3 protein-coding genes are annotated in these 1,332 nt (G+C 58.1%); all 3 read left to right on the forward strand.

The features are described from left to right. The coding region (locus AC4PR2_RS28865) for an STY4526/YPO1902 family pathogenicity island replication protein (RefSeq protein WP_492176043.1) at window positions 1-375 on the forward strand (375 nt) is incomplete at its 5' end. Beyond that, entirely contained in the window at window positions 372-635 is a 264-nt protein-coding gene (locus AC4PR2_RS28870; RefSeq protein ID WP_180547796.1) for a ParE family toxin-like protein, read from the forward strand. The genes AC4PR2_RS28865 and AC4PR2_RS28870, both read left to right, overlap by 4 nt. 113 nt (window positions 636-748) lie before the next feature. After that, a partial coding sequence (locus tag AC4PR2_RS28875; protein WP_492176044.1) for an STY4528 family pathogenicity island replication protein occupies window positions 749-1,332 on the forward strand: 584 nt, incomplete at its 3' end.

Genomic DNA, 1,332 nt, shown 5'->3' on the forward strand with positions numbered 1-1,332 from the left:
ATTGACCGTGCACTGGCGTTGGGAGGCTCTATCGAAATGATGCAGCATTATTTTGGTCTTTCCACCGTTGAAGTTGCCGCCCGCCGGCGCATGACCGGTATCAGTATTCGCCAGGGGCGCTGTGCAGCGCTCAGCGACGACGAGAATGCGGCATTGTGGCGCCAGTGGCAAAAAGCCGACATCGATGACGCCTCCAGTGCGGATGGACTGGACGTCATGATGCTGGCCGCTGAACAGATGGATGTTTCTCTGACGGCTGTCTGGCATGCAGTTCGCAGCTTCGATGCCCCTCAGACTGCGACGGCCAGAAAAGCCATTCAGGCCGTGCGTACGCCACGCGCTACGCCGGGAGAAAATACAAGGAGGTTGGCATGAAGCCTGTGATGTTAATGCCGGGGTTGCAGGTCCCCCGTTCGGCGCCACCATCCTGCCAGAGAAAGGCGAAGGAGCAGGTCAGGCGTTTCCGCCGCGGGGAACTTAACTACAAGCACCTTCATGTCAAAGGCAAGCACGCCCCCGGGCGAACCTGGATGAAGATTGATATCGATACTAGCTGGCGACTGCTCAGCCGAAACAGTGGTGATGACTGGGAGCTGTTGACCCATGAACGCTACAACAACGAACTGTGGAAGTGATGACATTCACCCTGTACCTGGTATCGGGTACAGGCCTGAGTGCCGTTGGGCCAACAATCGCTTGATGTCTTCGCCCTGTAGGCGGAGGCAGCGTAAAAGGATGCGCAAAATCGATGAGCATAAATAAAACCCCTGATGACAGCCTGATCACCTTTACGCTCGAACAAATGAATGCCCGCCTGGCGGAACGAATAGGCGCGGAAAAGCACGCGGGGAGTCCCGATGTCACGAATCTGCGCAGCGGCCTGCTGTACATGGGCAATGTGCATGACTCCATCCCCCGCCGGTTGCTTCTGGACACCCGCCTGTCACCGCTTGATAAAACCGCGTGGATAATGATCCGCCTGTACGCACAACAGAACCAGGGCGCCGTGTTCCCGACCTATGACGAACTGCAGCTGCAGCTGGCCTCGCCGTTTAACGGTAAGGCGTCCCGCGAGACCGTCAGCCGCGTGCTGCTGATGTTACGCCTGACCGGCTGGCTCAGTTTGTGCCGGCGTGTGCGTGACGACAAGGGGCGGGTGAAGGGCAACATCTATGCCCAACACGATGAACCACTCTCGGCCCGTGATGCGGAAACATTGGATCCGACCTGGCTGGATACGGTCGCCATGGGCTGCGCGCATAAAAACCGCACCGTCAGCCAGACGGCCTGGTCGGTACTGACCGATATTCAACATGACCCGACAATGCGTCA

The organism is Serratia sp. A07 (assembly GCF_058725505.1).

Coding starts and splice junctions, on each gene's coding strand:
- AC4PR2_RS28870 (WP_180547796.1), top strand. CDS start 372: ATGAAGCCTGTGATGTTAATGCCGGGGTTGCAGGTCCCCCGTTCGGCG.